This is a genomic window from Peptoniphilus vaginalis, assembly GCF_900176605.1.
GTDB classification, from domain to species: domain Bacteria; phylum Bacillota; class Clostridia; order Tissierellales; family Peptoniphilaceae; genus Peptoniphilus_A; species Peptoniphilus_A vaginalis.
The window spans coordinates 627,111-650,954 of the sequence record NZ_FXLP01000004.1 but is presented as its reverse complement, the minus strand read 5'-3'; the positions used below and the strand labels follow the sequence as shown (position 1 = coordinate 650,954).

Sequence of the window (23,844 nt, the reverse complement as noted above, 5' to 3'; positions counted from 1 at the left end):
ATCAATTATGTTATGAATAAGAAGTAGGTATAGGCTATCAAGCCCCTATTTTATTGTAATATATACCAAAACTCTTATTTTCTAGTACAAAGCCATCATAGGCTATTCTACCCTCAACTAATTCACCACTAATTCCAGGTGGATCTTGATGAACTCTATATTCTTGTAATTTAATTGGTGCAACTGTCGCTGATGGGTGGACTAATAAGAACCCAAATTCTTTAGGTACAATATTTTTAGGTACTTTAATAACAGTTAGCCCGTCAACCGTAGCTATAACACCTTTAATCTTTAAATCTTGTGCTATATCAGTTGACATCAAAAAATCTTTATTTTGTTTTAATAGCAAATATACATCAGGTGTTACTAATAAACATCTTCCGACTTCAGGTATTGCCCAGTTGTCTAATTCTGTATTTGCTTTCAATATGGTTTCATATATGTTTTCTTTAGTCAAAGTAACAGGTTCAGCCGTTGTTATTCCAGCTTTTTCAATAATCTTTCCAATTACATATTTATCAATTTCAGGAATAACGACCTCTCTTATTTGTCTAGCCAAAGCAGTAGCACCTGTTAAAGCTTGAACAGTTTCATCTCGATCTAATTTATCAATAGCAAAAGTAAAAGATCTGTCCTTTGATAAAGTAAACTCTTCAGTAGATCCAGTTAAATTTGAAATATTACCATATCTAGAATTTTGAAATGTTCCTTTTCCAACCCTATCATAATCATTCATTGGGCTTGTGTTGACTTTATAAACCTTAACAGTTTTAGCACCAGTAAAATCAAAATCTTGGTTGGTTATCAAGGATAATTTACTTTCATTTGTGAATTGTTCATCTACATAAGGTATATACTTAGTAGCTAAATCTATACTCATTATTTTTCATCTCCTATTTATTTTAATCCAGGATATTTGAAAGCCTCCCTAACAGGATCAAAATCACTAGAAGTATTATTAGGTGGTACATGAGAATTAAATCTCCCACCTGATTTAGATTCAAACTCATTATTTAAGTTTTCAGTTAGATTCCTAACCTCATTTACAAAATCATCTAAATCTTCCTTTGATTTCCCTCTAAAAAACTTTATGAAATCAGGACTAAGTCCATTTTCTGCAAGCTTTTCTCTACAATCTAGGTTAAGCTCTCTCTTATCTAAATTTCTCTCTTTTTCCTCAAAAATATCAATAGAATCATCAGAGTTTTTCTCTTTTTCTCTCTTTAAACGCTTTTCAACTATTCTATTAACATCATCTTGAGTAAATGTTTTTCCCTCATTTGTTGAGTGTTCTTGTTGTTCCACTTCTTGATTTTTTAAATCATCCATGTTTATATTCTCCTTTATAAAAAGTGTTTTCCATAAGTTACATATGTATAACTATATTATACTATAACTAGATTGCTTTTTCTATTAGTAAACTATATGCAATTAAAGTTACTAAATATAACCTTATAAAATAAAACGCTTAAATAAATACTAAATAAAATATAAATACTATTACCATGCTAAACCTTAACAAAACATAACATTTTATAAAAATATTTTTAAACTACCGATTATTACCGATTTTATTTTCTATTTGTTGAAAATAATAAATCTATTTAGTATAATATATTTATAAGTAGATACGGTGCCCCCACAAGGCTTTTAGCTGGGTACCGCCATCTACTTATTTTATATTTATTGAAATTTCATAAAACCATTGGTATAATATAGGTATTCACTGCATGGATACTAAAGATATCCATAGGAAAAGAACACCAGGTAGGCCCCTAAAACTTTTGTAGTTTGGCTGACTGTAGGTGTTCTTTTTTTATAGCGGTTATTTTATTGGTAATCTCTTCCTGAGTCCCTTACTTATTCGTATCAAGAAACATAACATAATTTATAGGTAACCTTACCTAAAATCTCTATGTTATTATCCTCTTTCAGATCTATATGATTAAATAAATTGTGTATATCTCTAAGCTGAATATTATCCCCTATTTTTATAACTCTTCTTAAAACAATATTAGTATTCTTAACAACTTGGCCAACTAAATTAGTGAAATCCTTATGTTCAATTACTGCTACAATATCATCATCTTCAAGCTTAGCAACCTTTTTAACAAATGCTAAATCATAAAAATCATTAAAACCTTTAACTTGAACAATTAAATCAGCGTCTATTAGATCACTAATATTAACATCTTCTTTCTCAATATCTTTATAAGCCTTAATAAGAGGTATCTTATCCATTTGTATTTTTTTCATAATTACACCTATTTATCCTTTCAAACACAATTAAATATTATATAGCTTGTTTAAATCTTCTAAAAATGAATTTTGTTTTTCCCTACCCTTTATAATTCTTAAAGGTTGTATGTTCATATCGATTGGTCTACATATTTCAAAGATCCTGTCATAAGTTCTTGTAATGCCATCTTTATTGGTTAATTTTTTCTTCAAATTATCAGGTTCAAGATTAGTAGTTACAATCAAAGGCTTTTCTGATCTGTATCTTAGATCAATAACTTCATAAATTTTTGAATTTACCCATTCACTGCTATTTTCTGAGCCTAAATCATCAATAATCAATAAATCAGCTTTCTTTAATTCATTATTAAATACAGTCATCTTATTATCTCCGAAAGATGAATATTCTCTAATTTTTTCTAAGATAGTTGATATTGAGCAAGCTATAACTTTGATACCATTATCAAGTAAGTAATTAGCTATACAAAAGCTTAAAAAAGATTTACCAGTACCAGGCTTCCCATATATTAGCAAGCCGTTATTTTCAGTCTTGTTCTTTTCAAAGTTCCTGGAATAGAATTGACCGAAATTAAAGTAAAACTCATTATCTTTAGTTTTGTAAAAATTATTAAAAGTACACTTTTTAAACTTATTATCCATCAAGCTATCAAGCTTTAACTTTTCAATATATTTTAAAAATTTCTCATCTTCTTCTTTTTTATGATCCTCATTCCATTTTCTGTTGCCCTCATTTGTCAAAGTCATTAGAGTTCTTTTGCCATTAACAAACCAATCGTCATAATAGACTTTAGGCTTTTTTTCATAAGCAGATTTATTATTTTTTATATCCCCTAATTGGTTCAATTCCTGCATAAATATTCTCCTCATCATAATCGTTATAATTCGTTATACTACTAACATTGAATGTCCTATATTTACCACCAATAGCCTTTTTAACAAAATCATCATTAAGATAATTGAAATTAATGGAGCTTTTCAAATAATTACTTGCTCTAATTTCATTAATCAATGAATCTAATTTATTAACTCCAAATCGATTTATAAAATCATCTAAAGTTGATGATGATATTTTATTCTTGATTAAGTTATTAATTTCTGAAATGTAATTTATCTTATCATCATTATTAATCATTATTACATCATTATTGTTTATGTCTTTCTGTTGTCTTTCTGTTGTTCTTCTGTTGTCTTTCTGTTGTTCTTCTGTTGTCTTTTTAGTGGTATTGTCATCTTGATATTTGTTGTAATTTACAATGGTTATAACTGTCTTTTTTCGTGGTACTATTTCAAGCAAAATCATTTCGTCATCTTCTAATTGTTTTAAAAAATTTCTTACTTTTGTTCTCGACCATTTCCATCTTTTAGATAGATCTAACAAACTGGTTATTTTTTGTCCCCTATTAACCATTATCAGCTGATTATCATGATAAATTTTATTATCTTCATGATTAACCATTAGCAACAAATCAATCCATGCCGATCTAATGTCAAAAGGTTCATTACTTTTCCATAACCAATTATCATAAATATTTCTATGAATACTCACCCACCCTTTATTTTTTGCCATATTATCACCTAATATTCCCCTCTATCTTGTTTAAATAAATCAATTATGCTAAAATTAAACTGAGCAATACCATTTCATGGTGTTACTTGTCATAACCTACTAGGTGAGAAGTTGGGGAACTTTGCTTGAACCTGGTAGGTCTTTCTTTATTTATAACTAACTCACTAACTAACATCTTTAACAACTTCTTTGACTAAAATCTTCATCACTTAAATTAAATCTCATTTTGAGATAATCCAATGGAACTCTCCCCTGGATAGTTATAAAGCCTTTTCTTTCAAGTTCTTTATTTATCATTCTCATAACCTGATAGGCCTTATTCTTGCTTATACATAAAACATCTGAAACGACATCAACCTTAACCAATGTAGCCATAATTACACCTCACTTATTATTTGCCTAACAGGAACATTTAAAGCTTTAGCAATAGCATGAATTGTTCTAAAATTTGCGGTCTTACCGTTTAAGACGCTATTAATAGTTACTCTTGAAATTCCTGATAATTCAGCAAGATCACTCTGTCTTAAATTTTTTTCAGCTAATATTAAATTAACTTCAAATTCTTTAATCTTCACTTTTACCCCTCCCACTATTAATTAATATTTATTATTTGCCTAACAGGAACATTCAAAGCTTTAGCAATCTTATTTAATGATTTAGCACTTCCATTTTTACCTGTCATTAAACTAGTTATTGTTATTCTCGAAAGACCCGATTTTTCAGCTAACTCAGTTTGATTCAAGTTATTTTCAACCAATAACGCCTTAACTTCCATAGTATTTAGTTTCACTATCTCACCTCTTTTTTATTTTAAGAACAATGTTCTTTTAATATAATTATATTATAAGAAAAACACTTGTCAATACTTTTTTTAACATTTTTCTTGAATTATAATTTTTCTTAGAATATAATCTTTTTAGGTGGAGGTGATATAGCTTGAAAGATACAGGTGAAAGAATAAAAGAAATTAGAATAAAAAAAGGTCTTACTCTTCAAGAGTTAGCAGAATTAAGCGGACTTTCTCATTCGGTTATTTCAAAATATGAAAACAATAAGATTCAAAATATATCAACGAAAAATATAGAAAGATTATCCAAAGCTTTAGACGTAGATTCTAATTATTTGATGGGTTGGAATGAAGAAGAGAGTCCTCAAGAAAAACTAATCAAGAAACTAATAGAATTAACTGAAAATAAAACTATTAATTGGGAATTCATAAATGAACCAAATGAGTATTTCACAAACCTAGACCTATATAATTCTTTAGATTATGATGTAAAGCCAATTTTAGATGTGGAAAAAAAATATAACCTTATTGACTGTTATATTTATAATTATGATAAAGGATTCTACTATCTTGTAACTCAAGGAAAGTTTTTGGATCTTGGTGTAGATTATAATTCAGGTGAAGATACTGAAATTTATGATTATTCTACGCACTTATACGCAAGTAATAAAAAGTATATTATTGACCTATTTGAAAATAATACTAAGGATCTAATAATTAGACTTTATAGAACTATTGAGAATTCAAATAACAATCCTGAAAATGGAGTTATTAATGATTTATTAAACGATTTAAACAGTTTTACAGATAACTAATGCAATTTACTAATGAAAAATAAAAGCTTGAAATTGACCCCAAATTTTAAGCCTGGTTACAATTTAATAAAGGAGAAAATATTATGACAAGTAAACGAATGAAGAACGACCCTAACAGGTGGTATTGTTCATTTAGATATGTAAATTTAGATGGTGAAACTAAGCAAAAGAAAAAAGAGGGCTTTAGCACGAAAAAAGAGGCCGACGAATACGAAAGAAACTTTTTAAATAATATAAAGTTTAATCCAGAAATGAATTTTAAAAGTCTTTATAAAATGTATCTTGAAGATATGAAACCACGAATCAAAGAGCATACATTGACAAGTAAAGAATACATTATTGAAAATAAGATACTTCCCTATTTTAAAGATATGAAAATAAGTGAAATAGGATCTATTGAAATTCAAAGATGGCAAAATTCATTATTACAAGCTAAAAACCCTAAAACTAATAAACCATATGCACCTACTTATTTAAAAACAATCAATAACCAATTAACGGCTATTTTTAATTATGCAGTTAAATTTCATAACCTAAAAAATAACCCCGTTCATAAAGTGGGAACAATAGGAGAAAAAAATGCACCAGAAAAAGAAATCTGGAGCATAGAAGAATTTAATGAATTTATAAGCCTGATAGAAGATAAAACACTTCATTTAGGCTTTAACATCTTATATTGGAGTGGTTGCCGTATAGGTGAGTTATTAGCCTTAACCTGGAATGATGTAGACTTTAAGAACAATATAATCAACATAGATAAATCATATCAAAGGCTTAATTGTAAAGATGTAATTACTGAACCTAAGACAAAGAAGAGTATTAGAAAAATTACTGTTATTAGTGATGTAATTAAAGAAATAGAATCCTATAAGAAGTTATTTTATAAGCCTGGTGATGATGATAGGATTTTTAATTGCACAAAGTTCAAGTTTGAACATGCTATGATAAATATTTGCAACAGGAACAACTTTAAAAGAATTAGAATTCATGATTTAAGACATTCTCACGCAAGTTTATTATTAAATGAGGGTATAAACATTGTAGCTTTAAGTAAAAGACTAGGACATGAAAAAGTATCAACCACATTAAACACCTACTCTCACATGATCCCTAGTGAAGATAAGATACTTAATATAATGGAAAAATTAAGCGTAACAAAATCGTAACAATAATTTTTAAATAAGGTATATTATGATAAAAAATGTTATGTAATAAAAAATAAAATAGCTTAAAATACACATTAAGATTATATAAAAAGTATATATTTGTAGAATGGGAATAGTAGCAAAAAAACAAAAAACCTTTTAAAATCAATGGTTACAGAAGGTTAAAAACTGTAACTGGGATTAAAATGGGAACATTTGTTAAAAAGAATAAATTGAATACTAGTTCCAAGTGGTTTACATTTGGACAAAAAATTAGACCGTAGTTAAAAGCTGCGGTCTTTTATATTTTAAAAACATCTATATATTAAAAATCAACTTAAAATATATCTAACAGATGAAGAAAAAGAAATTTTTGAAAAGAAAATGAAACTTGCAAATTGCAAAACCATGTCCTATTTTCTTAGAAAATGTGTATTGGAAAAAGAAATTTATATTGTAGATTTAGAACCATTTAGAGATATCCTATGGCTGCTTTCAAATGCAACAAATAATATAAATCAGATTGAAAAAGCCACTAATACAACTGGTGTTATTTATAAGAAAGATATTGATTATATTAGAGAAAAAATAGAAAAATTGTCAAGAGAAATATGGGATATACATTCCTTGTTGCTGAAGAGTGTCACATAATTAAAGATTTATTTTTATATTAAATAACTATTAGTAGGCTTAAAATGCAAAAATTAGAACCAATATATTGAAAAAATTAGACCTATTTGGCATAATAGTTACACCGTTAAGAATGGAGGGAGCGATTGTGTCTAACTTTTTTGTTAATGATAAATTTAAAGTCCTTGAATGCATGGAACAGAGACAAATTCAAGTTAATGATGAATCGATAGTTAAATTATCGCAACAAGAGATTGCAGATATATTAGGTTTTACGAAAACAAAAGTAAATAATATAGTTAGAGAATTAAAGGAAAATGGGTATTTGACACAACTTAGTTCAAGAGGAAAGTATATATTAACTGATATTGCAAATGAAGAGATTAATAAAATGAAGGGTGAGGAGGTGAAAAAATGAACTCAAATACAATGCCATTAGAGGCTGAAACAAGAGTGCTTATTGACAGAAGCCTCGAAAATCTTGGTTGGAAATTCCAAGGAAAAGATAAGAATGTATTTTTTGAACAACCTAGAACAGAATCAGAGAAAAAAAGGTTGGATGGTAAGCGTCCAGATTATGTTTTATATTCTAAGGATAGTGATAAACCACTAATCGTTATTGAGGCTAAGAAAAAAGGATCATGTATCGACGCTGCATTAGAACAAGGTATTGGTTATGCGAGAGTATTAGAAGCACCATTAGTATTTGCTACGGATGGAGTATTTTGTAAAGCGTTCCATACTGTTGCAAATCGTGCACCAATATTAAATGGTGAAGAAGTTGATGAATTTATTCGTGAGGCACTTGCACTACGCTATTTATCTTCATACGAGGTTAATACTGTAAGTCCTAAGGTTCAGTATGACAGAAGGGAACTTATTAGAATTTTTGATGAAGCAAATAATATGCTTAGAGGTGAAGGCTTACGTGCTGGTATTGAACGCTTTGGAGAGTTTGCAAATATACTTTTCTTAAAACTTATTAGTGAAAGTGAGCAAATTAAAAGAGAAAACGGTATAAATACAAATTTTGATAATGCTTGTAGTTGGGACAGTATAAAAAATATCCCTATTTCAACACGTATAGAATATATAAATAAGACGGTATATGAAAAATTAAATGACCTTTATGAAACAGATATATTTACACCTCTTCAAATACGAGATACAAGCATTCTAAAAGAAATTATGGATAAATTGGATCCTTTAACCATTACTGATGTTGATAGCGATGTTAAAGGGGATGCATTTGAATATTTTCTTAAAGCTTCAACATCTACCAAAAATGATTTGGGTGAATATTTTACTCCAAGGCATATTGTAAAAACAATGGTACGTTTGGTTAATCCTCAAATAGGTGAAACTATTTATGATCCGTTTTGTGGTACAGGGGGATTTTTGATTGAGAGTTTTAGGCATATCTATAATAATATGGCAAGAACAGATGCTAATTTGAAGATATTGAGAGAGAAGACAGTATACGGGAATGAAATTACTAATACTGCTCGAATAACTAAAATGAATATGATTCTTGCAGGAGATGGTCATAGTAATATTAAAATGAAGGATAGTTTGGCAAATCCAATTGATGGTAAATCGACATATATAGACGAAAAAGGAGAAGAACATCATAACGGATATGATATTGTATTGGCAAATATGCCATACTCTCAAAAAACTAAATATGGTAATCTTTATGATTTGCCAAGTAATAATGGAGATAGCATTTGTATTCAACACTGTATTAAAGCTGTGGATAGTGCTTCTGAAAATGGAAGAATTGCACTCGTTGTTCCAGAAGGATTTTTATTCCGTAAAGATTTAACTAAAACAAGAGAATATTTGTTAGAAAACTGTCAGCTTCAAAGTGTTATATCACTTCCGCAAGGAGTGTTTTTGCCATATACTGGAGTTAAGACAGATATTATTTATGCAACAAAGGTGAATAGAAAGATTTCATCTTCTGAAAAACGAAAAGATTTTTGGTACTTTGACGTAAAAAGTGATGGATATTCATTAGATAATCATAGGAGAAAACTTGATACCCCAAGTGATCTAAGTAAGTATGAGGAATATCGAAAATTAGATGTTGATCAAGTAGAAAATATGCTAAAGGTGGGATTTGAAGTTATTCCACTTGATAAGGTATATAAAAACTCAAATATTCTTGTTGGCAGTAGATATAGAACTCATACAGTTAAAAAAAGCAAATCTCATGAAATGGTAAAATTAGGAAATATTGCCACTTTTATTAGGGGGATTTCATTCCCTAAAAAAGCTCAGAAAGATCAAGCTGATGATTTGTTAAACGTAATTACAACTAGAGCAGCACAGGCAGACGGAATAGATTTTGAAAAAGTAGTTTATATTGAAAAATCCTATACAAAACCAGATAAAATGGTTTTCAAAGGAGATATTTTAATTTCTTTAGCAAATAGCTTAGAGTTAGTCGGAAGGGTAACATATGTTGATGAAAATTATAAAGATGCTACATTTGGTGCATTTATGGGAGTAATAAGGGTAAACTATCAAAAAGTTCATCCAATGTATTTATTCCATATTTTAAATTCTATCGTGGTAAAAAAATATTTTAGAGCTGTGGCTAAAACGACTACAAATATTTCTAATATTACTTTTGAAGATTTGGGAAACTTAGTGTTACCCCTACCTAGACTGGATGATCAGCTAAAAATCATTGATGAACTTAATCGATATCATGAAATGATTGTTGGAGCGAAGAAGATTATGAACAATTATTTACCAAAGTTACCATCATATGAAATTTTTGTTTCAACTTCGTTGAATGATTCAAAGCTATTTGAAATTATGTCAGGAGGGACTCCTAGCACAAAAAATCCAGACTATTGGGGTGGAGATATCTTTTGGATAACACTAGCTGATTTGCCACAAGAAGAGTATGTGACTACTATTGATAAATCTGTACGAACAATTACAAAAAAAGGTCTGGATAATTCAAGTGCTAAAATTCTCCCAGTTGGAGCGATTGTTGTGTCTACAAGAGCGACAATAGGTCGAGTTGGTATAGTCAAGCATCCTTTGGCAACCAATCAAGGATTTAAAAATGTTATAATAAAGAAACCGGATGTTGTTATACCAGAGTTTTTAGCATTATTATTAAAAGAAAAAACAGAAGAAATGGAATTTCTAGCAAGTGGAGCTACATTTAAAGAGATTTCAAAATTTAATTTTGGAAAAATCAAAGTAGAGTTGCCATCGTTGGATGAACAGAAAAGAATTTTAGTGAAAATTCATGAAGAAGAATCTTTCGTTAAACCGGCGAAAAAAGTAATAGAAGTTTTTGAAAACAAAATAGATACTGCAATTAATAAAATATGGGGAGAATAAATATGATAGAAGAACTGAATTACGTAGATGTTCCGTACTTACAGGATATAATAGCTTACCTTCCAATAGAACCTGATGATGAAGAGGATATCATTAATTACATTAATAATATAACAAATGTTGTTGCAGTAAATTACAAATATGAACAATATCAGTTTGCTTATTTAGGGATACACCTATTGTTTATGACCTATGTTTATTGTACAGCTTGGAAAATTGCTCAAATTGAAGTTGATAGGTACAAGGATGCTATTGTTTTTGCACGTCCTTACAATGGAAGAGAACGTGATTTTAAAATTGAAGATGCAGATTCTATTTTTGTATATAGCCTAATGCCGGAGAAAGATATTTCTAAGTTGTTTAAAATCATTGAGCTTGACAATTCACAAATTTCGATAATTTCTGATCTTGTAGATACAAGAAATGACATGGCACATGCTTCAGGTAAGTTTTACATTCTTAATGAGGAAAGCTTTGAAGTCAAGGTAAATAGTATATTTACCTCAATTAAAAATATTCACAGACATATGAATTGTCCTATTAGAAATTGGTATGAAAAAGTGCTATTGAGTTTTTGTAAAGGGGAATTTGAAGGATATGATGATCCTAAAGATATAATAGTTGAGCAAATGATTCAGTCATTTAAGTTATCAATAAATGAGTTGCTTATTTGTAATGAAATGAGTGTAAGCAAATTAATATCAGCACATACAGAATATAAAGATAAATTAAAGAGTTTCAAAGAAGAAATTAAAAAATATTGTGAGGAATCAGGATATATACAAGATTAATATTTTCTCCGGTACTGGGACTGGGACGGGACTAAAAATCTAAAAATGTCCTATAATTAGATGGATTTAGTGATATTAGAAAAAAATAGAGTTCAGTATTTTGAATGGTTTGGGATATATCGGACGTTTGGACAAGAAGAATGGGAATAAAATTAATATAGACTACAAGACATTAGTCACTGTGGTGACCCCATAAAGTTGGACCTAATACCAGGACTGGTAGTTTACTAGTTCTGGTATTATTTTATTGCTTTCCACCCCTAGGGGTGGAAAATTTTTTATGCTGCGTTTAACTTTCTATATTCCACTGGACTTAAATATCCTAATTTTTCTTTTATTCTGTCTTTATTGTAATATTCTATATACTCTTCTATTGTTTCTTTTAATTCTTCATATGAATAGAATTTCTTGCCATAGTAGATTTCTTGTTTAAGTATCCCGAAGAAGTTTTCCATTGGGGAGTTATCTAGGCAATTTCCCTTTCTTGACATCGATTGGGTTATCCCTTCTTTTTCAAGTCTTGATGTATATTGTTTTATTTGATAAGCCCATCCTTGGTCTGAATGAAAGATCCTCTTATTCTTGTTAGTGCTTGTTATTTCTATTGCTTTGTCTAAGGCTTTTAGTATTGGTTCTAGTGTTGGTTGTTTTGATATCTCATAGGATATTATTTCACCATTATACATATCTAAATATGGATTTAGATAAAGTTTTTTTACTTGATAGTTGTCTTTTGTATCTTTTTCTAGATACTTAAATTCTGTTGTATCTGTTGTTATATATGTGTAGGCTTTTTCTACTTTAAAGTTTCTATTTATTTTATTGTCTGCTACTCTACCTATTGTTCCTTTGTATGATGAGTATTTTCTTGTTTTTCTTGAGAAGTTTGTTACTTGAAGTTTTAGCTTTTGTACTAGTCTTTGAACTTTCTTTTTATTTATCAAAAGCCCTGTTTTCTTTAACATTGCTGTTATTCTTCTGTATCCATAGTTTGGATTATCTTTTCTAATCTCTAGTATTTTCTTCTCTACTTGCTCATCTTTGTTTGGTATGTCTAAGCGTTGTTGCCAATACATGTAGCTTGATTTTGGAAAGTTAAAGTATTCTAAAAGATCCTTTAGTTTGAATTTATCTCTTAATGATCTAATGACCTTAGATATTCGTCTATTTCTGTTTCTGTCATTTGAGAGAATTGAATCTTTTTTTTTAGAATTTCTACTTCCATTTGAAGATAGTAGTTTTCTTTTCTTAGTTTTTCTAATTCACTCAATTCTTTTTTGTTTTATTATGTTTGTTTTTTAAATCTTTATTTTTATCTGTATTTGGCATATTTGAAGGTCTTCCTCTCTTTTTTGGTTTCAGTCCTTCTATGCCTTCGTCTCTAAATTCTTTTACCCATCTAGCTATAATGGATGGATTACTGATTTTAAGTTCATTTGCTAGGCTTTGATAGGACATTTCTCCTGTTAAATACAAGTCTACTACATTTAGTTTTAAGTCTAAAGAGTAGTTATTATTTTTTCTTGATACTTTTAGTCCTTCATAGCCTTGAGATTCATAAGCATTAACCCAAGTTCTAACGATATGTTTATCTGGTATGGAGTATTTTTTCGCTAAGTCTTTGTAACTTACATTTCCTTCAAGATATTCTTTTACTACTTTAACCTTAAATTCTGTTTTGTATTTTGCCATTTAAACCTGCTAACAAAAGTCAAGCTTAACCTGAAATTAATTTCAGGTTATTTGATTATTTGAGTAATTAAATTAGCGCATGGCAAACAAAGCGAGTGTAATCAATCGGCTTGCTTTTTAGTGTTATTCTAAATCTTATGCTATTTTGTAAATGGCTTTTGCTTTGTTTACATTTGGATGGTATCTCTTTTCTTTTGCCCAAGTTTTGTATTCTTCTACAAATTCTTCTTCTGTGTTTTCTATTATTAGGTCTTTATGCCACCATTTTTCTAGAAAGTCTAATAGTTTGTCTTTTGAAAAGTCTCCTGAATTATGTGGTATTAGTTTTTTTATTCCTGGAAATGTTTGATGTATTGTTTGATCTATGTAGTTCATTTGATTGATTCTTAGATCCATATAATGTTGGTAGTTTCTATTTAATTCTTTTAGGACTCTGTAGTTCTCTTCATCTATTTTGTATTCTTCTAATTCTTTCCAATACATTAGTCCATATTCTGCTATTTGTTTTGCATCTATCTTGTCATTTTTTGCTTTCCTAAAGTTTAATGCTCTACAGAATTGTTTCATTTTTAATGGATTTATTACTGTTACAAAGTAGCCTCTATCTTTTAATTCATAAAGTATTGGTAGATGATATTTTCCTGTTGCTTCCATTGTTATTTTTATTTCTTCTTTTAATTTTTCTAGTTTCTCTATTAATTTTTCTATTTCTGTTTTGTTTAGAGAAACATCGAAGGGTTTCCAAATTATTTTGCTTCCTTGTTCTAATGCACAAACTGTTATTTTCTCTTTTGATATGTCTATTCCTACAGATATCATATTTTTTTCCTTCTTTCTTTTTATTTTGTAGTTTCTACCTGCACCATTACACTCATTTTAGCTTGTGACACGGGCGTTTTGCCCAACCTGCTTAACCGAATATGAATAATGAAAAGGTAGTTGACAGTTTTTATGGCGGATGTTTAAACCCTAAACCAGCCTCGTCATACTACTTCTTCATTTTACAAAAATAGTGCAAGATAGGAATTACTTCCTTTCTTACACTATTTATGGTACTAAAAACTGACCTCCTTAAGTTGGTTTTTAAGTCCAACTTTTGGGGGTCAGTTCACACGGCTAGGGTCTTTTTATAATTTATTTTAATGTTTAATGTCATAATATATCTTTAAGTCTTTGTACTGTAATAACCTTTTCAAATAGGCTATAATTTATTTAATTAGATTTTTTAAATCGAAATTATTATAAATTAATTTTTATCTAAAAATGTAAAATTTTTGTAGGTGACAAAATGGATAGGGCATTTGACAAGAGGACTAATGGCGAAGTTTTCGCAAAAGATTTAACTATAAGAGATAATGATATGTATAGGTATAAATGCTTAGCCTGTGATGAATACCTAACTCTAAGTGCTGTAGATAGTAAAAAACAAAGTCCACATTTCAGACATAGAAATGGCAATAACGATAAGGATTGTAAGTACTATCTTAACAATCTAATAAGTTCAGTAAATAGAAAATACTACTTATCAGACTCCGAGAATAATAAGAAAACCGATATATTCTTTAATAATAAAAAAAATATCTTCGAATTCGGATTATTCTTTTATTATGACGAGATTGAAGAGCTTTACAACAATGATTCTATCATTACTATAGAACAGAGTTCAGGGAAATTATTTAATAAAGTTCCAATAACAAAAATATCTTTAATAAGTAATTCATTTACATATTTTAAATTAGAAGATCCTTTTAAAAATTTAAAAATCTTTATTGATGATAAGCTTACTAATGTTGTCAAAAGTATTCAGAATAATAATCTATTGTTTTTTACATTAAAATCTAATAATCACTTTAAGCTTTTATCTAATACTGACAACCTATATACTGATACGGAATATATAGTAATGTCAAAAATTTTTAATAAAATAAGAAAACTATCAAATCTTGTTTCCAATGAAAGTAATTTAAAGATTAATCAAATCCAAGCTTCTGATGATACTTTTTTCTGGACAAATTTAACATTTGGAACAAAAAATTCTAATATAGACATTTTCTTAAATAGTAATGGTTACAATTTACAAAAAAGTGAATCAATAGATATAATTTGGCCTCCACTTTACCAATCAAATGAAGAGTTTGTTTCTATGTTCGATAGTTTATTTTTAAATAGTTCATTTGAGTTAGAGAAAGATAGAAATACAAATACAAGCTTTGAAATAATAAAAAGTTTTAATAGGGAGATTTATAAGTTTGAGATTACAGATCCTCTTCTAATCGGTAAAGACAATATTGATTTAAAGATTTTTAAAGATAAGTTTGATGATCTGAAAGATGAAACAAAAATTGTCGAAACTTTACAAGCAAGATCGTGCAAAGTTTTAGAATCCAGCAGTATTTTTAAAGATGAATATGATAAATATGGAAATCTTTTATTAAGAAATTATGATTATTATCTTCTAAATTACTCTGGAATTCGCAAGATTTATCCAGGCGAAACTATAAAACTAAGAAAAAATGAAAAAATATTAGGTTATGAAAAGAGATTTAAGAGAATAGAAATTCAACCAATTCTAAAAAAAGAATTAAGTCTAGAAGAAAAAATTCTTGATATGTTGAGATTCTATCCTAAACTAGAATCTTATACTAATAATGAATTTCAAGATTATTCATCTAATGAATTTCTTAAAGAATACCTAAAGGTTTGTCAGGAAAACGGGAAAATTAACTCGCTTATAAAATTATATTTACAGAAAGGCTTATTATGAATTACTTAAAAAAATTAACTGATGAGGACTTAAAATATATATGTGAAATAATACCTACTGTTTTGATCAAAAGACATTTTAAAAAATACAATAAACATTTTCATAAAATCAAGCCTGGATTCAGTCCAGAAACATTAACTAGAGAAGAGATCTTTGAAATTCTTTATAGAAATCATTCTGAACCATTTATATCCGACTTTATAAATAGTTTTATCTCAGAAGAAATAAAAAAGATTAAATCCTCATTTTCAAAAAAACTTAATTATGGCATTGACGAGAACACAGCGGTGATAATTTCATTAGCCGAGAATAATTTTAATTCTAATATTCCACTTTATTTTAAGTTAACGGAAAAAGAAGTGTCTCAGGATTACTTAAATATTCTTTCATCTGCGGTTAAATACAGCGCTACTCTTATTAAAGAAAGCAAAATAATAAGTGAGGACTTAAGAGTGTCCGATAAAAATATTAGCGAATTATCTAATGAATTAAAAAAATTTAAATCTAAAAATTCTAGGTTAACAAGTAAACTAGATGAATTAAAAGATCTAGAAAAAGAAAATACAAATTATATTAAAGAAATTCAAGGATTAGAAGAAGTTGAGAGAGATGATAAAAAACTGGTTTCTGAATATATTAAAGAGACTGAAAGATTAAAAAATACTATAAAAGACTTAAAAGACAAGTTAAGGTCATGTAAGTTTGACCCCGAGGATTTTATATCCAAAGAAGAATACCAAGAAAAAATCAATAGTTTAAAATCTGGGTGTTATTCAGCTATATCAGAAAAAATTTTAGAAATAGAAAATCTAGAAGCTAAAAAATCGAACATAGAAAGAGAACTCAAAACCATTAAAGAAAAGTTTAATTTCGATAATTTCATAGAAAATGATCTTTCACATCCATTAAGACCGAAGGATATGGATGAATTTGAAGATTTTTTTAAATTTAATTTGCAATCAATAGGAATGACAACCGAAGATAAATACTATGATCTTTTCTTTAGATATCTTGAATCAATATTATTTTCTGGATTTCCAATTCTAATCAAGCAGAATCCAGGAACTAATCTCGCTAAAATCTTATCCAACACTATAAGTGGAAGTGAGATTTTTAGGTCTATTAATATAGACTCCTCTACAACACTACATGATATTAATAACTTCTTAAAATTTTGTGACGATCGAATTCTTGTAATTAATAATATCATAGGAAGTGGTCGTGAATTAGAAATATTGCCCTTGTTGATATCACATAAAAGTAAAATAATTATCTTAACTTACTTATACGATAGGACTCTTTACTATCTTCCAAAAGAAATTTTAGAATACGTAAATTATGTAAACTTAAGCAGTTGCAAAGTTTTCTCTAAAGATGTCTCTTTAGACGAAGACCCATCGATTATTGAAGAACTTCCTTATGATCCGGAAGCATTAGATTCTTGTTTCCCTCAAGAATACAATAATCTTTTCAACGAAATAAGCAAAGAGTTTGGTTTTGAAGAGGAGTTAACTTCATTACTAAAAATAAATATTGATGATGGAGAATTTCTAGATTGTCTACTTGTTTTTTTCTTATTGCCTTATGCTAGAGACGTATTAAAGATAAATCCATTTGAAAATTCTCTAGAATTGCAGAGATACTTGAGTGAAGATAGTGCATTCTATTATAAAGATGTTTTATTGGAGTGTCTTAACCTATGAATGAATTAGCAAAAATTATTAAAGAAAACCTAAAAATACAAAAATATAAAGATGAAGATGATGTGTCATATTTAAGTAGATTAATCTATTCCTCTTTAGGCTTATGGTGTTTAACCTTAGGAAAAAATTCTATCGAAGATATTATAGGAGTTAGTAAAAATTATTTAACTCGAAAATTAAATTTACTACTTGAGGAATATATAAATATTTTTCCCGAAATAAAACAGTATTTTTATCCACAACTCAAAAATCAATCTGTTGAAATAAAAAATTTAGAAAAAACTGAATTAGCATTATTCATTAGAAACCTTTATGAAGAAACAGGATATTTTCTAACGATAGAAAATAATTATAATGTTCTAAATTCAGGTAGAGAAATAATATCTCTTTCTAATGGAATATTCTTATATTTTGGAATACCAAATTATAATTTTTTGATGAATGGCTTAGGAATTAATACCTTCGAAAATAAAGCTAATGGTATAGAAATTAACCTCAAAGAATTTTTAATAAGAGACCCTTCCTCTCCAGAAGAGTTTGTAGAAAATAATTTTTGTGAAAGAGAATTCACTTCAATGGACACAGTAATAAACAAACTCGAATATTTTAATCCTCTTTCTAAAAAAAATATTTATAAATCTTGGAAAAAAGATATTTATTATTTTTGGAAAGAAAATAGTTATGACTTTCCAATTAGGACTGTTGCAAGAAATTTTGAATATAATGAATATTATAAAGTCTTAATTGGAAAAGATAATAAAATACTATTCTCAAAACCTATGAAAAATTATTTTAATAAAAAGGATATGTCTGGTCAGGATTATAATAGACTTTATTTAGCCTTAAGAAAATATTACGATAACCCAGCTACAGCTATATTTTATAAAATCGACGATGACCATTATAGGTTGGATTTATTCGCCTCTATTCCTAATAGAGAATATTTTTATCTATTGCTAAATGGCTGGCCTATTGATGCATATAATAACCGATATAATTTTATTATTAGTGATGATTCTAAAAGTTCGTGTGCCGAAGTTCTAGAAAACATAGGATTTAAAGTCAACTAAAGGAGAATTTTTTATGACAAAAATTGAAAATAACGTTCAAGCGTATTATAAAAATATTAGAGATAGGCTTTATGATTATATTAAATCTGATTATTTTGCTAATAGTGAAACGCTTTTGTTATACGCAGAAGATATATTAGGTGAAAACAATCCTAGTAATATAAACATTGCTAGAGAGCCATATATAGAAACTTCATCTTCTTACAAAAAAGAGGAAGATGGCATAAAAAAATCTAATATTGACCAAGGTTTAAAAAATATATTGTTAAAACTTATTGAAAAAAATGTTGGGTTCTACTCTTCTCCTTTCACACATCAAGTAAAAGCCCTAACATCGGCTTTAAATGGCAAAGATATTTTAGTATCAACTGGAACCGGTTCAGGTAAAACAGAATGTTTTTTATGGCCAATAATTTCTAATGAAATTTTGGAAGCATTATATAAGCCTAAAGAGTTTGAAATGGAAGCCGTTAGAACACTTATAATTTATCCAATGAACGCTTTAGTTTCAGATCAACTGGCTAGATTTAGAAAAACTTTAGGGTCTAGGGACTTTTCTGATATTTTTCAAAATGAAACTAAGTCAAATCGCCTTCCCCATTTTGGAATGTATACAGGAAGAACACCTTATCCAGGTGATAATTCTCCTGAAAAAAACAAAAAGTTAGCCGATAGTTTTCGCAAACAATACCTATTAAACAATGGAAATCACCCCGAAAAAATAAAAGATCAAAAAAATAAAATTGAAGGCTACAAAAAAATTAACAAGTATCCTGCCAGATACAATGAAGAAGAAGGACTTGAAAAATTTATTAGTAATCTTGAAAACAATGTACACACACCTGAACCCAAAGATGTGGAATATATAACTAGATTCGAAATGCAAGACCACACACCAGATATACTTATTACTAATTATTCCATGTTAGAGTACATGCTAATGAGACAAAGAGAAGCAAAAATTTGGGAGAATACTAAAAAGTGGCTAAATGCATCTAAGGAAAATAAATTGCTAATCGTTCTTGATGAGGCACATATGTACAGAGGTTCATCTGGAGGTGAAATTTCACTCCTAATAGACAGACTTCTTTCTAGATTAGAAATAGGAGTAGATAAAGTTCAATTTATTTTGACAACTGCAAGTATGCCTACAAATTCTGAGAATTCTATAAGAAACTTTTTTAACAACTTAACAGGAAAAGATTACGATGAGTGTGAAGTTTTGTTTGGCGAAAAGGAAGATATAAAAACAAAGACCAAGTTTCCACTAGATGGCCAATTACTTTCCACAATAAACACTAGCCAAGTAAGTGATGATGAAATTCTTGACAGAATAAAAGAATTTGCTGAGAAAATTTTTAAGGGCTTCCCTGAAAACATTGATAATAGAAAAGATGCCCAGACTTGGTTATATGATAATCTACCAAGCTATGAAGGCTATTTAAAACTTTATGAACTTTGTCGAAATGGTGCTAAATCCTATTCAGATATAAAAAAATCTCTATTTGGCGATTCAGACTATGGAGAAAAAGCTTTAGATGCTTTACTTGTCATCGTATCATTAGCTAAGAAAAACGAAGAAATCTTGTTCCCTGTCCGACTCCACATGTTTTTGAGAGGTATTCAAGGTTTGTATGCTTGCTCAAATCCTGATTGTAAAGCAAAAGGAAAATATTATTCTGAAAAAGAAAAAATACATCTTGGAAAAATTACTGCTGTGCCTAGAAAAAGATGTGAATGTGGTGGTCGTGTTTATGAATTGTTAAACCACTTGAAATGTGGTGGACTTTATTTAAAGGTTTATACAAAAATGTCTGATAGCGAAGACTTTTGCTATGTATTTCCTAACGAAGGTCTCAGTGGCAGTTCGGAAGATCTGACAGAGATGCAACTCTATATTCGTCCTGATGACTATATAGCAAATGCAGGTGATAACATTGGATATTTAGACCCAATAACAGGTAAACTATATTTAGATAATGAATATAGAGAAGGAAACTTTTTAACTGTATTATATCCGAAAAAAGATAAGGAAACAGGAAAGTATGTTTTTTCTAAATGTCCAAAGTGCAATAAACAAATGCCTTATAAAAAGCCTGGTAATTTCGCTACCAAAGGTAATATACCATTTTACAATCTTACTAAAGCCCAGTTTGAACTACAAACTCCAAAATCATCTTTGATTAACGAGGGTAAAAAAGTCTTATTATTCTCAGACTCAAGACAAAATGCAGCAAAGCTTGCACTTGATCTGTCAAAATCGTCAGACAATGATGCCTTTAGAAAGGCCTTGATATTAGCGGCCACTATAGCAGAAAATGAAAAAGAAGAGATTTCTCTTTCACAGCTTTATAATTATTTTATAAAGGTTTGCTATGAAAAAGATTTAAGCTTCTTCTCTGGGGTTAGTAAGGAAATATTTAATAATTCATTAAGAGAAATTAAAAGGATCTTAAAAAGAAACAAATCAATTAACGAACTTGATAAAGAAAGAAGACCAGACGATTACTATGAACAACTTTTAATGATTTTTACAGAAAGTCCTAGATCAGTACAAGATTTTGGTTTTGGTATTCTGAGTCCATTAGATGCATCTTTAGACGATTGTATAGACGATTTAATTGATGATTATGATATAAATATTCCCAAAAATAAACTAAAAAAAATATTAGTTTTATTATTTTCAATGCTTATGGACAGTTCCGCAGCTTTAGGCAGTGAAATTGATGATTCAATAAGAAAAAAACTTCCTGGTAGGCAAAATAACCAGAACTTTGGTGTATCCTCTTATTTTTATAATAGTCTCAATAAAAATTTTATATATTTGATACAGTCAGAAATAAATCTTGAAGAAGAACAATTGGAGCATGTTTTTGAAAAAATAAAATTTAGGTTCTTCGAGCAATCTTCAGATGGTAGACTCTATATTAAATTATCAGCAGTAAAATTAGAATTGTTGAGTAAAGATTTTAATATTTATCGCTGTGAAAAATGCGGTAAGATTTCTCCTTATTTATTAAATGGAAATTGTGGTAACTGTTTTAACTCAAAGAAAGTTCATGAGATTACTCAAGAAGATCTTTCAAGATTTGATTTTTGGAGAAAGCCGGTTGAAAAAGCATTAAATAATGAGAAAATCCAAAAAATAACTACTGAAGAACATACGGCACAATTGTCTCATAAAGATACAACTAGTGAACTAATGAGCAAGACCGAAGACTATGAAATTAGATTTCAAGATATAGATGTTGGAGAAAAAGGTGAAAATTCTATTGATGTCTTGAGCTGTACAACTACTATGGAAGTTGGTATTGATATAGGTTCCTTGACAGCTGTAGGCCTAAGAAATGTTCCTCCGATGAGAGAAAATTATCAACAAAGGGCCGGTCGAGCTGGAAGGAAAAATTCAGGTATATCAACAATTGTAACTTACTCTTCTGGCGGAGTGCATGACAGTTATTATTTTGAACATCCTGATGAAATGATTTCTGGTCAACCAAGAAAACCTTGGATTGATAGAAATAATCCTAAAATTCAACAAAGACATTTTAATATGAAGGCACTTAATAGTTTTATGGACTCTAGTGAAATGAAAGTTAAGTACGATAGTATTTTAGATGTTGGTATAATAACTTTTTGCAAAGAATATGGAAGTGCTTTTAAAGAGTATATTAAAAATTTAGATTTTCCTATTAATGAAACAATAAAACTTTTTAATCAACTCTGTGCAAAAGTTTTAGACTTAGAAAAGAAAAGTGAATACTTTAATGGAGATAAAGAAGTTTCTGCCTTTGATGTTTTCTACGAAGAAGGCTTTATACCATCCTATTCTTTTCCGAAAAATGTTGTAAAGTTTTATGTTGAGGAAAATAGTGACAATCACTATAAGAGAGGAATACTACATGCTCCTGAAAGGGATATTGCTATTGCGATTAGTGAATACGCTCCAGGAAGATATATAACAATTGATAAGTCACTTTATCAAAGTGCAGGGCTCTACAAAGTTCCAAGGCCTAATAATTATAAAAATAAAGCACCAGCAGAAAATTTCTTTAATAGTAAGGACTACATTAAAAATATTTTAGTTTGTACCGAGTGTAATTGGTTTGATGATGAGGATAGTATTCATAAATCTTGCCCTTACTGTGGCTCACCTATTGAAAAACATAGAATGATTAAGCCTTGGGGCTTTGGACCAATTAATGGTGTAGAAAGCAAAATTGAAGATAAGAATGAAGAAAGGACATATGCTGAAAATCCATTTTATTCTTATGTTCCAAAAAAATCAGAAGTTAAGAAATATAAGGGTACTAGAATTAGTTATGCAAATTTAGAAGACAAAAAAGTATTAATTGTCAACATGGGGAAAAAGAAAAAAGGATTCAATATTTGCAAATCGTGTGGAGGAGCTGAAATAGCTAAAGATATCCAGGATAATCAGCATAATATATATATGCCTTATATAAGTACTACAAGATGTAATCATAATATCCAAAATAATTTATATCTTGGATATGAATTCCTTACAGATATGTTCATGTTAGATATTTCTTATGATTCAAATAAACTTGTGTCAAATTATGACCCAGAAGAAAAAGCTATTTTAAAATCTGCTGCAACTAGTCTACATGAAGCTTTAAAAAAAGCTATCTCCCTTACTCTAGATATTGACTTTAATGAAGTTAATGGAGGCTGGAGATTTAGAAGTGATAAAGGTGGAGAGTCTCATATAGAGATGTATTTTTATGATAAACTCTCTAGTGGCGCCGGATACTCATCTTTAATTGGAGAAGAGCCAATTATGGAAGAAGTACTATTAAGAACAAGAAAAGTTCTAAATGACTGTACTTGTGATAGATCTTGTAAAAATTGTTTGGATAACTTTTATAACCAAAGAAATCACAACTACTTCAATAGATTTATTGGTCTAGAATTATTTGATTATGCTGTCTATGGAAAATATCCTTCCGATTTTTCTAAAGATGAACAAACTAAATACCTGAAACCTCTTAAAAAACTAATAGAAGAATATGATTTGGGCTTTAAAAAAGATGTTGAATTTAAAGTAATACCTTCTTTGAGAAAAAGAAAAAGAAATGAAAAGGGAGTTATATATTTTAATCCTATAAACTTATCAGATTGGCTACCAAATGCTTTTACTGAGTATTTGGAAAAGTAATATAAATAGATGCTACAAAAATTGATACGTTCCCTCTTTGCTGGGCAAACCTATAAGGAGGGGATTTTTATTATGC

Annotated in this window: 22 protein-coding genes; 10 read left to right on the top strand and 12 right to left on the bottom strand. The window is 28.8% G+C overall.

The genetic code is table 11. The features are described from left to right. Positions 1 to 37 precede the first annotated feature (37 nt). The 8 genes from CAN42_RS04475 to CAN42_RS04440 form a co-directional block, all read right to left on the bottom strand. Positions 38 to 880 (bottom strand): hypothetical protein, encoded by an 843-nt coding sequence (locus tag CAN42_RS04475; RefSeq protein ID WP_085875699.1) that lies wholly within the window; start codon positions 878 to 880, stop codon positions 38 to 40. A gap of 17 nt (positions 881 to 897) precedes the next feature. Beyond that, a complete protein-coding gene (locus CAN42_RS04470) occupies positions 898 to 1,329 on the bottom strand; it encodes a hypothetical protein (protein ID WP_085875698.1) in 432 nt (143 codons plus the stop codon). A 540-nt stretch (positions 1,330 to 1,869) separates the two neighbouring features. Continuing rightward, positions 1,870 to 2,256 carry a S24/S26 family peptidase gene (locus tag CAN42_RS04465; protein WP_085875697.1) on the bottom strand — a complete coding sequence of 129 codons (387 nt, stop codon included), beginning with the start codon at positions 2,254 to 2,256 and terminating at the stop codon, positions 1,870 to 1,872. 30 nt (positions 2,257 to 2,286) lie between these two features. Further along, positions 2,287 to 3,111, bottom strand: a complete 825-nt coding sequence (locus tag CAN42_RS04460; protein ID WP_167627549.1) for a DnaA ATPase domain-containing protein — start codon at positions 3,109 to 3,111, stop codon at positions 2,287 to 2,289. Beyond that, on the bottom strand, positions 3,074 to 3,826 hold the full coding sequence (locus CAN42_RS04455) for a hypothetical protein (protein WP_085875695.1): 753 nt from the start codon (positions 3,824 to 3,826) through the stop codon (positions 3,074 to 3,076). The genes CAN42_RS04460 and CAN42_RS04455 overlap by 38 nt, the downstream gene beginning before the upstream one ends. 177 nt (positions 3,827 to 4,003) lie before the next feature. Then, entirely contained in the window at positions 4,004 to 4,201 is a 198-nt protein-coding gene (locus CAN42_RS04450) for a hypothetical protein (RefSeq protein WP_085875694.1), read from the bottom strand. A gap of 2 nt (positions 4,202 to 4,203) precedes the next feature. Beyond that, complete coding sequence (locus CAN42_RS04445) at positions 4,204 to 4,401, bottom strand: helix-turn-helix domain-containing protein (RefSeq protein ID WP_167627548.1); 198 nt, start codon at positions 4,399 to 4,401, stop codon at positions 4,204 to 4,206. 17 nt (positions 4,402 to 4,418) lie between these two features. Beyond that, positions 4,419 to 4,616 (bottom strand): helix-turn-helix domain-containing protein, encoded by a 198-nt coding sequence (locus CAN42_RS04440; protein WP_085875692.1) that lies wholly within the window; start codon positions 4,614 to 4,616, stop codon positions 4,419 to 4,421. A gap of 146 nt (positions 4,617 to 4,762) precedes the next feature. Here CAN42_RS04440 and CAN42_RS04435 point away from each other — a divergent pair, with 146 nt between their 5' ends. From CAN42_RS04435 to CAN42_RS04410, 6 genes are all read left to right on the top strand, one after another. Next, positions 4,763 to 5,428, top strand: coding sequence for a helix-turn-helix domain-containing protein (locus tag CAN42_RS04435; RefSeq protein WP_085875691.1), 666 nt, complete (start codon positions 4,763 to 4,765; stop codon positions 5,426 to 5,428). Between the two features lie 83 nt (positions 5,429 to 5,511). Further along, entirely contained in the window at positions 5,512 to 6,594 is a 1,083-nt protein-coding gene (locus CAN42_RS04430; protein WP_085875690.1) for a site-specific integrase, read from the top strand. A 303-nt stretch (positions 6,595 to 6,897) separates the two neighbouring features. Further along, positions 6,898 to 7,224, top strand: coding sequence for a plasmid mobilization protein (locus tag CAN42_RS04425; RefSeq protein WP_085875689.1), 327 nt, complete (start codon positions 6,898 to 6,900; stop codon positions 7,222 to 7,224). Between the two features lie 127 nt (positions 7,225 to 7,351). Further along, entirely contained in the window at positions 7,352 to 7,621 is a 270-nt protein-coding gene (locus tag CAN42_RS04420; RefSeq protein ID WP_085875688.1) for a helix-turn-helix domain-containing protein, read from the top strand. Next, the gene (locus CAN42_RS04415) at positions 7,618 to 10,569 is read left to right on the top strand and encodes an N-6 DNA methylase (protein WP_085875687.1); all 2,952 of its coding nucleotides are present in this window, start codon (positions 7,618 to 7,620) and stop codon (positions 10,567 to 10,569) included. Before CAN42_RS04420 ends, CAN42_RS04415 begins: the two co-directional genes overlap by 4 nt. A 2-nt stretch (positions 10,570 to 10,571) precedes the next feature. Beyond that, positions 10,572 to 11,360 carry a hypothetical protein gene (locus tag CAN42_RS04410; RefSeq protein WP_209019198.1) on the top strand — a complete coding sequence of 263 codons (789 nt, stop codon included), beginning with the start codon at positions 10,572 to 10,574 and terminating at the stop codon, positions 11,358 to 11,360. Positions 11,361 to 11,638: 278 nt separating this feature from the next. Here the strand turns inward: CAN42_RS04410 and CAN42_RS04405 are convergent, their stop codons facing one another. The 4 genes from CAN42_RS04405 to CAN42_RS04395 all read right to left on the bottom strand — a co-directional run bounded on the left by CAN42_RS04405 (position 11,639) and on the right by CAN42_RS04395 (position 13,871). After that, on the bottom strand, positions 11,639 to 12,508 hold the full coding sequence (locus CAN42_RS04405; protein ID WP_245149820.1) for an IS3 family transposase: 870 nt from the start codon (positions 12,506 to 12,508) through the stop codon (positions 11,639 to 11,641). Next, positions 12,496 to 12,630 carry a hypothetical protein gene (locus CAN42_RS09150; protein WP_280630423.1) on the bottom strand — a complete coding sequence of 45 codons (135 nt, stop codon included), beginning with the start codon at positions 12,628 to 12,630 and terminating at the stop codon, positions 12,496 to 12,498. Before CAN42_RS09150 ends, CAN42_RS04405 begins: the two co-directional genes overlap by 13 nt. Next, positions 12,627 to 13,052 carry a helix-turn-helix domain-containing protein gene (locus tag CAN42_RS04400; protein WP_135100549.1) on the bottom strand — a complete coding sequence of 142 codons (426 nt, stop codon included), beginning with the start codon at positions 13,050 to 13,052 and terminating at the stop codon, positions 12,627 to 12,629. The genes CAN42_RS09150 and CAN42_RS04400 overlap by 4 nt, the downstream gene beginning before the upstream one ends. A gap of 135 nt (positions 13,053 to 13,187) precedes the next feature. Continuing rightward, positions 13,188 to 13,871 (bottom strand): IS110 family transposase, encoded by a 684-nt coding sequence (locus tag CAN42_RS04395; protein WP_085875686.1) that lies wholly within the window; start codon positions 13,869 to 13,871, stop codon positions 13,188 to 13,190. 469 nt (positions 13,872 to 14,340) lie between these two features. Between CAN42_RS04395 and CAN42_RS04390 the strand changes: the two genes are divergently transcribed. The 4 genes from CAN42_RS04390 to CAN42_RS04375 are packed head-to-tail and all read left to right on the top strand — an operon-like array spanning position 14,341 to position 23,768. Beyond that, positions 14,341 to 15,816 carry a hypothetical protein gene (locus CAN42_RS04390; RefSeq protein WP_085875685.1) on the top strand — a complete coding sequence of 492 codons (1,476 nt, stop codon included), beginning with the start codon at positions 14,341 to 14,343 and terminating at the stop codon, positions 15,814 to 15,816. After that, the gene (locus CAN42_RS04385) at positions 15,813 to 17,519 is read left to right on the top strand and encodes a hypothetical protein (RefSeq protein WP_085875684.1); all 1,707 of its coding nucleotides are present in this window, start codon (positions 15,813 to 15,815) and stop codon (positions 17,517 to 17,519) included. The genes CAN42_RS04390 and CAN42_RS04385 overlap by 4 nt, the downstream gene beginning before the upstream one ends. Continuing rightward, positions 17,516 to 18,589 carry a hypothetical protein gene (locus CAN42_RS04380; RefSeq protein ID WP_085875683.1) on the top strand — a complete coding sequence of 358 codons (1,074 nt, stop codon included), beginning with the start codon at positions 17,516 to 17,518 and terminating at the stop codon, positions 18,587 to 18,589. Before CAN42_RS04385 ends, CAN42_RS04380 begins: the two co-directional genes overlap by 4 nt. Positions 18,590 to 18,602: 13 nt before the next feature. After that, positions 18,603 to 23,768 (top strand): DEAD/DEAH box helicase, encoded by a 5,166-nt coding sequence (locus tag CAN42_RS04375; protein ID WP_085875682.1) that lies wholly within the window; start codon positions 18,603 to 18,605, stop codon positions 23,766 to 23,768. Positions 23,769 to 23,844 lie beyond the last annotated feature (76 nt).

Coding starts and splice junctions, on each gene's coding strand:
- CAN42_RS04475 (WP_085875699.1), bottom strand. CDS start 880: ATGAGTATAGATTTAGCTACTAAGTATATACCTTATGTAGATGAACAA.
- CAN42_RS04470 (WP_085875698.1), bottom strand. CDS start 1,329: ATGGATGATTTAAAAAATCAAGAAGTGGAACAACAAGAACACTCAACA.
- CAN42_RS04465 (WP_085875697.1), bottom strand. CDS start 2,256: ATGAAAAAAATACAAATGGATAAGATACCTCTTATTAAGGCTTATAAA.
- CAN42_RS04460 (WP_167627549.1), bottom strand. CDS start 3,111: ATGCAGGAATTGAACCAATTAGGGGATATAAAAAATAATAAATCTGCT.
- CAN42_RS04455 (WP_085875695.1), bottom strand. CDS start 3,826: ATGGCAAAAAATAAAGGGTGGGTGAGTATTCATAGAAATATTTATGAT.
- CAN42_RS04450 (WP_085875694.1), bottom strand. CDS start 4,201: ATGGCTACATTGGTTAAGGTTGATGTCGTTTCAGATGTTTTATGTATA.
- CAN42_RS04430 (WP_085875690.1), top strand. CDS start 5,512: ATGACAAGTAAACGAATGAAGAACGACCCTAACAGGTGGTATTGTTCA.
- CAN42_RS04415 (WP_085875687.1), top strand. CDS start 7,618: ATGAACTCAAATACAATGCCATTAGAGGCTGAAACAAGAGTGCTTATT.
- CAN42_RS04410 (WP_209019198.1), top strand. CDS start 10,572: ATGATAGAAGAACTGAATTACGTAGATGTTCCGTACTTACAGGATATA.
- CAN42_RS04400 (WP_135100549.1), bottom strand. CDS start 13,052: ATGGCAAAATACAAAACAGAATTTAAGGTTAAAGTAGTAAAAGAATAT.
- CAN42_RS04395 (WP_085875686.1), bottom strand. CDS start 13,871: ATGATATCTGTAGGAATAGACATATCAAAAGAGAAAATAACAGTTTGT.
- CAN42_RS04390 (WP_085875685.1), top strand. CDS start 14,341: ATGGATAGGGCATTTGACAAGAGGACTAATGGCGAAGTTTTCGCAAAA.
- CAN42_RS04385 (WP_085875684.1), top strand. CDS start 15,813: ATGAATTACTTAAAAAAATTAACTGATGAGGACTTAAAATATATATGT.
- CAN42_RS04380 (WP_085875683.1), top strand. CDS start 17,516: ATGAATGAATTAGCAAAAATTATTAAAGAAAACCTAAAAATACAAAAA.
- CAN42_RS04375 (WP_085875682.1), top strand. CDS start 18,603: ATGACAAAAATTGAAAATAACGTTCAAGCGTATTATAAAAATATTAGA.